The sequence below is a fragment of the Flavilitoribacter nigricans DSM 23189 = NBRC 102662 genome, assembly GCF_002646595.1.
Lineage (GTDB): Bacteria > Bacteroidota > Bacteroidia > Chitinophagales > Saprospiraceae > Flavilitoribacter > Flavilitoribacter nigricans.
On record NZ_PDUD01000095.1, the window covers coordinates 1 to 6749 of the forward strand.

Here is a 6749-nt window from a genome sequence, read left to right on the forward strand (position 1 = left end):
TCCCAATCTCTTCCTGGCTATAGCCTTCCTGGTAGCGATCCCAGATCAATTGATTTCTTTCTTTTTTTGTCACGCTCTTTTTTAAATGTAAGTTACCAGTTTTTTGAGTGACTATCTATTCAAATGCTTTTAATTGAAGAAGAAGCTTTTAGGAAAAGAATAGACTTACACGATGTCAAATTGGATCTTACATTTTATGTCACAATTCGAGCCAGGGTATTAGGTAATACGAACACCTTTGATGTACTTTTTGATTATGGCTCTGTCATTGAAAAGATCGCCTCACGGTTAAAGGGAATATGAAAATTTTACTTACCGGTTTCGAAGCATTCGGCGGCATGCAGGTGAATCCATCACAAGTCATCGTTGAGTCAATTTCCAATATTGACTTCAAAACCAACTTTGACCTGGAGATCATAACCAGTATTTTACCTGTTGATTTTGCTTTGGCAGGTAAAGAATTAATGAGAGAAATTAGTTTATACCAACCAGATTACTGTATATCGACAGGAGTCGACCTAGGCAAGCCCCACATCGAGCTCGAACAAATAGCTCATAAGAAGGCTATCCATTTTGATAAAGAACTAAAGAAACAGATCGCAAGCTATGGTTTTAGCCTAGCCGAACTACCCGATCAACTCTCGTCTAAAATTGACCTGGTGCAAGTATTAGCTCGTATATCAAGCAGCTCCGTTCCCGCTAAGGTCTCCTTTCATACCGGAGGCTACGTGTGCAATCATATACATTACCTAGGGAATATGTATTCTATCTACCTTAATTCCTCGATGAAAAGCTTTTTTGTGCATTTACCCTATCCGTATCCATATACATTTGATGAAGAGTACATCGACCCAGATTTTACAATCAGCGATATTCAACAGGTATTTCTGGAGCTGCTGACTACCATTATTGAGCTTCATCTCGACGCCACCGTATAATCATTTCCGTTTTTTTGTTCCTTACAAAACCACCAAACTTGGTTTGTAGGATTTGAAGTATTAAATTACTAATGTTTTTTTGAGCTAGCCTCTATAACTTTTGTTATATGACATTAACTTAATGAATAGGTAATTTTAGCCAATCAATTGAATTAATAAAACCGAATTTAAACCCAACCCAATTTCAGGCTATGAAATCTTCAGCTTTCCTTTACCCGCAAAAAAAAGCTTTTACACTCCTACTTCTAGTACTATCCATGGTCGGCAGTATCTTTAGTCAAGACTGGGAGCTGGGGTCTACAAAATTCCCCAAGGGAAAGGGTGCCCCCAGTCTTCTGCTGGCCAGCGCTAATTTCAGGTCTCCTGGAGGATTTCGGCGAATTGGCGGCGTTGATTTTCAGCAGGTTGCTACGCCAGAAGTAGAATTTGGAAGTAGCGTAATTGAAATTATCTACAACGAGAAAAAACCAGACGGTCACCGATTAATAATAACCTTAGATAATCAAAAATACAATCCTTACCTGGCCGACTGGCAACTGAAACCGGTAGCTGAGTTTGCTGGAAGTGAATATACCTCATTGGTATCTTTATTTGGTAAAAGGATTGATCCCTCTAATTCACCAATTGTATATCATCCTGCTTTGATAAACAACTTACTGGGTCTGCGGATTCTCCAGGCAGATATGCTATTGAATGATCCTTACAATTACTGGCGTTTACCCGCTAAAGGCGGAATAGAAAAAACAGGCTTGGGAGAGTCGCTTCCGTTAAGTAGCAATTTTACTGGACCGATTTCGCAACAGGAAGAATATGAAAGGATTGCTTCAATGATCAGTTTTTTGATAAATAACGCTGCCGCAGATGGTAATGAATTTGACTCCTGGATTTTTACTGATTATCAAGAGCAGGTTAAATTTGGTATTGTATGTGATACCTTCTATATTACCGGATCGCCTTACTTCTATTTTCACAAAACCGATATGACAAAGTATACAGACGAGATCGGCGCGGTTTTGGATGAGATCACACAAAGCAACCCTCAATATGATGCCAAGACAGATTCTGTATTAAAGGAAATCACCGACTATCAGCAGCTTTGTGCCAGCTATTCTGATTCACTACTAGTCTATAGTGAAATGGTAAATCAAATTATCGAGAAGTATAAGGGTGTTTCTCTTAAAGATAGAAATCTTGACGAAAGAGAGATATATATAATTGGAAGACGGCAGGACTTAGAGAAAAATTTCACAGGCCTTATCGATGATCTATTTGATGAGATACACGGTAAGCAAAATGCCGAAATCCTTAGTCAAGAGGAGTTAACTAATCAATTAATTCAGATCTCGCCAACCAATGTCCAGGAAGAATTAACATTTTTAATGCGCAATACCTTCCCTGAGTTAATCCAAAAGATAAACCCGGCAGTATATTCTGCTGCGGTTAACACCATGAGGTATGCGGCTTTTTTTAGATACGTTCAACGTGAAAACCCCAAAAATTGGGAAACGTTTTTAAACGAAGTGGAGAAAATTTCTTATCAGCCATCGGATATAGAAACACCCCAGTATTATTTAAGGCCGGATAATGCACCAGAAGGACAAGAATAATGATGTTTGTACTGTGTTTATGAGCTATGCCTGGCAAACCAAATCCATTGCTAATAGAATATACTTTGATTTGGTTCGATCAGGTCTTAAGGTCTGGAAGGACGATCAAACTACCGAAAAAGGCTGGGAACTTTGGGAAAAGATCAGTGGGATCATTGGAAAGTGCAGCTACTTTTTATTATTGGATAGTGTTGATGCCAGAATGACTTCTCATTGGGTGCAACGAGAATGCGCCTATGCCAAAGAATTAGAAAATTCGGGTAAGCTCAAAATTGCGGTCGCTCTTGTAGATACTTATCAAGCTACTCACTCCCAAAAAGAGTTGTTCGAAAATCATAACGAAAAACTCTATTTCGACTTCTCTGAATTAAAGGAATACGACTTTGATGGTAGGTATAAACAGAGCATCACCGATCTGTGTATATTTTTTGGCAAAGATTTTACAAGATGGGCAGATATTCCCAGGGCTCAGGATTTTGAAACAGAACTTTCAAACCTGAAGCATTTAGACACCTTGAACAGGGATTTATTGATAAAGGATTATGAGGTGTTTCAAGAGCGCTTTAATCATAAATTCTCTACTGGCGAAAAAAGATTACTTAATCTGATCGAGGATTGTAAAACGCTGGGAATAAACGTCGTTTCGCTTTATTTGGCGCTGGGGGTGCTTCAAATGGAAAAGCCTGAATTGGATCAGGCTCTGTCAACTTTCACAACAGCTTGTCAATTTTTTGAAGACGATCCGCGAACTTTTATGGGATTAGGAAACGTCAATTCTCATCTTCAGAATTACCAGGCTGCAGCGGATGCTTACCTGAAAGCGAAAGAATTAGTAAATAGATCCAATAACCCTAATCATCATGATCACCTCCAAGATGTTTACCGAAACCTGTTTTTGGCCTATACCGAAGCTAGCCAAATTGATCAAGCCCTGCCTATCTATGAAAAAATGGATATTGGTCGACAGCAACTTCCGGAAGTAAGAAGAGCATATGGTAAGATCCTGATGGGACAAAGGAAAAAAAGAGAGGCGATCTCTATTTTTGAAAAATTATTTAGGGAAAGAACTCCTGATGTGTCTGAACCCTACATTGACCTAGCGATTTGCTATAAACACTTTGAGGAATACGAGGCCGCCATTCATATTTTGAACTCTGGAATAGTAGCATGTTCCAATACATACGACATAAAAAAGGAGCTTGCCTATTTTTACTTTTTGATGAGGGAGTATGCTGTGGCAACGAGCATTCTTGAGGAATTAAAGGATTCTTCTGAAGAGCCTAACCTTCAGGTCTACGTAGAATTGGCAACTATATATTTTCTGATGATAAGAACTCATAATTATACTTCCTTTACTGAGAAAAGGGAATTTAGAAAGAAAATAAAAGCATATTGTCGATTTGCCTTCGATTATGAGGCAGATAATCCTTTTGATTATTATTTGAAAGGCCAAGCCTACTATATCTCAAATAAATCTCTGAAAGCGAAGGAATTTTTTGAAACTTGTGTAAAAAGAAATAATGGCAATACTGCATGGAAGTTTTATGATGAATTTATTAAACTCTAGTTTATACCACCCAAAATTTTAAATCATGAAAATATACCCCAGATCAATTTCTGTTATTGTTAGTATATTCTTCTTAGTTATTCTTTGGAAAACGGAGTTACAAGGTCAGCTGTTGATCGATACTGCCATTACCAAAGAGCAACTTGTGGAAATGTTGGTGGACAACAGTGTATATTACGAGTCTGTAAAGCTCTCCTGTGACGGTGAAGCCAAAGGCCTATTTCACCATGCTTTAGACTCTACCAATTTAACCCTGGAATCAGGGATTATCTTGACGACGGGGAACGCAATATCTGCGATCGGACCAAACAATAACCACTCCAAAACTGGTGAAAATGACATAGATGATGTCGATAAGGATCTTGCAAAATTAGCTAATGATAATACTGTAGTCCGAGACAAATGTGTTTTAGAATTTGATATCGTACCAATTGGGGATGAAATAAGCTTCAATTATGTCTTCGCTTCCGAAGAATACCCGGAGTACATCTGTTCGGAATACAATGATGTCTTTGGATTTTTTGTAAGTGGCCCTGGTATTGATGGCCCTTATGAAAATAATGCGGTAAATATTGCTATCCTCGATGCTAAAGCTAAACATGCGGTTGCGATAAACTCGGTAAACTCAGGTGTAGTTGGTAATGAAGGAGAAATGCCTAATTGTCAAGGCTCAAAGGGATCGTTAAAATATAGTAAGTTTTTTATTGATAATTCGGAGCTGGACTTCGATGATCCAAATAAGATACAATACGATGGGTTTACCACGAAGCTGGAAGCTCGAATAAAAGTCAAATCCTGCAAAAAATATCATTTTAAGTTGGCCATTGCAGATATCGGTGATTCCGAACTCGACTCGGGCGTATTTATTGAAAAGAACAGTTTTAAGTCCAACACCAGATTAGCCGACATACAAGTCACTTTACCTACTTGCCAGGAAAATAGCTGTGATGGCAGTGCAAGTCTGACCCTGCTGGATGGTATTGCCGACAATTATACTATCTCTTGGATGGTCGAGGGGGAATCAGTAAATATGGGGAACCTGGTTCTCAATGACATCTGTAAAAATTTAAAGGCCAGGGCAATAATTGAAACTAAAAACAGAGGTTGCATGCAGGTGATTGATGTCAAAATGCCCAAAGATCTGTCCGTAACAGCTAACGGGGTATCGGGCTCCGCCATGGATTCCTGCACAGGTGCCATCGCCGTCAAGGCATCAGGTGGAACAACACCATACCGATATAGTTGGAACAATGGAGGTAAAAAGGATGCGCTGACCGGTCTTTGTCCGGGAAAATATTCCGTAACGGTTTGGGATAACAATAATTGCCAAACCGTTGCCACCTACGAAGTTCCGGAAATACCAAAGATCGCTTCAGTCGACGAAGCCGGTAGGACATTTAAGGTGGCAAAAATAATCAAGGCAACCGATCAGTCACTTACAAGTCTACTAAAAAAAAGGAACCTCCTTTCCTTTCAAAAAAACGAAAGTAAAGTTCTGACTACCGACAATGCTTTTTTAGACGATCTGGCTACTTTGATAAAAGAAGATAGTCAAACCATATTACTAATTATAGGTCATGCTTCTAGTGAAGGACCTGCAGAATTAAACCTGCAAATCTCGAAGAATAGAGCCGAACAAGTTAGGAATTACCTGCTAAGTAAAGGGGTCGATGAACAACAGCTTGAAGTAATTGCAAAAGGAGAATCCGAGTTATTGGTAGAAGAGGAATCTGAAGCTGATAGGATAAAGAATAGAAGAGTTGAAATTCAGCGAAAAAATTGACGAATCATAATTTTTTCAATTTGGAGTAAACGAATTGATTTGGCTGTCTGCCATATTTCAATGAAGTTGTCTAAATTTTTTTGTGCCATCTGTCGACCTTACGTAGGAGGATGACCGAAAAAGCCAAATAATGTAGACCGAGCCTGTGCTTGGCATTAGTTTCATTAGTACGCTCGACTACAAAGCGTTCTTCATATAATTCAGTATCAAACAGATATTCAAGTTCATCTAGATTGGCAGCGTTCCTTTTATTGATCGCCACATTGGGAATAATCACATATTTGACGAAGGCTTTGAGCATCAAATCCGGCATCGCCATTTAGAAATAACCCTTCAACGCAGATATTAGCCTGATGCAAAGTGCTGAAAATTTTGGACACACTTTCTCGGCTTTAGCATTTTGAAAAAACCAGAGAACCCTTCGGAGTGCATAAATTTGAAGTAACGACAAATCAGATTTATGCTTACACTACCAGAAGAGTTCTCGAAACAAATATCGGCATTTGCTCCGTTATTCAGAAAAAAGGTCTTTGAACATGCGAAAGTATTGATGTTGGGTTGCCTATTGAGTGTTGCCAAACGGACCGTATGTGGGTGCTTGAAAACCTTAGGGCTGGACTCACAAACTTGTTTTCACAAATATCATCGGGTGTTGAGCTTAGCCAAATGGTCTGCCTATCAAGCCTCCCATCGATTGCTCAAGCTGCTGATCAACACTTTTTGCCAAGGTGAGAATGTGCTCTTCCCCTAATGCGCAACCACACTAAAGTAGAGATTCTGATTTTGTAATTCGAGTTCATCCGGGGTTTTATAGCCAATCGAGCTATGTGGCCGGATGGTGTTATAAATGACAC

5 protein-coding genes are annotated in these 6749 nt (G+C 39.1%); all 5 read left to right on the forward strand.

Features of this window, described 5'->3' with window-relative positions; translation table 11 throughout:
- Positions 1–299 precede the first annotated feature (299 nt).
- The 5 genes from CRP01_RS41395 to CRP01_RS43595 all read left to right on the forward strand — a co-directional run bounded on the left by CRP01_RS41395 (position 300) and on the right by CRP01_RS43595 (position 6646).
- Entirely contained in the window at positions 300–938 is a 639-nt protein-coding gene (locus tag CRP01_RS41395; protein ID WP_233752851.1) for a pyroglutamyl-peptidase I family protein, read from the forward strand.
- A 191-nt stretch (positions 939–1129) separates the two neighbouring features.
- On the forward strand, positions 1130–2545 hold the full coding sequence (locus CRP01_RS41400) for a hypothetical protein (RefSeq protein WP_099155989.1): 1416 nt from the start codon (positions 1130–1132) through the stop codon (positions 2543–2545).
- Complete coding sequence (locus CRP01_RS41405) at positions 2523–4112, forward strand: TIR domain-containing protein (protein ID WP_099155990.1); 1590 nt, start codon at positions 2523–2525, stop codon at positions 4110–4112. Before CRP01_RS41400 ends, CRP01_RS41405 begins: the two co-directional genes overlap by 23 nt.
- Before the next feature lie 25 nt (positions 4113–4137).
- The gene (locus CRP01_RS41410) at positions 4138–5895 is read left to right on the forward strand and encodes a choice-of-anchor L domain-containing protein (RefSeq protein ID WP_099155991.1); all 1758 of its coding nucleotides are present in this window, start codon (positions 4138–4140) and stop codon (positions 5893–5895) included.
- 460 nt (positions 5896–6355) lie between these two features.
- The gene (locus CRP01_RS43595) at positions 6356–6646 is read left to right on the forward strand and encodes a transposase (RefSeq protein ID WP_143473774.1); all 291 of its coding nucleotides are present in this window, start codon (positions 6356–6358) and stop codon (positions 6644–6646) included.
- Positions 6647–6749: the final 103 nt, after the last annotated feature.

Coding starts and splice junctions, on each gene's coding strand:
- CRP01_RS41395 (WP_233752851.1), top strand. CDS start 300: ATGAAAATTTTACTTACCGGTTTCGAAGCATTCGGCGGCATGCAGGTG.
- CRP01_RS41400 (WP_099155989.1), top strand. CDS start 1,130: ATGAAATCTTCAGCTTTCCTTTACCCGCAAAAAAAAGCTTTTACACTC.
- CRP01_RS41405 (WP_099155990.1), top strand. CDS start 2,523: ATGCACCAGAAGGACAAGAATAATGATGTTTGTACTGTGTTTATGAGC.
- CRP01_RS41410 (WP_099155991.1), top strand. CDS start 4,138: ATGAAAATATACCCCAGATCAATTTCTGTTATTGTTAGTATATTCTTC.
- CRP01_RS43595 (WP_143473774.1), top strand. CDS start 6,356: ATGCTTACACTACCAGAAGAGTTCTCGAAACAAATATCGGCATTTGCT.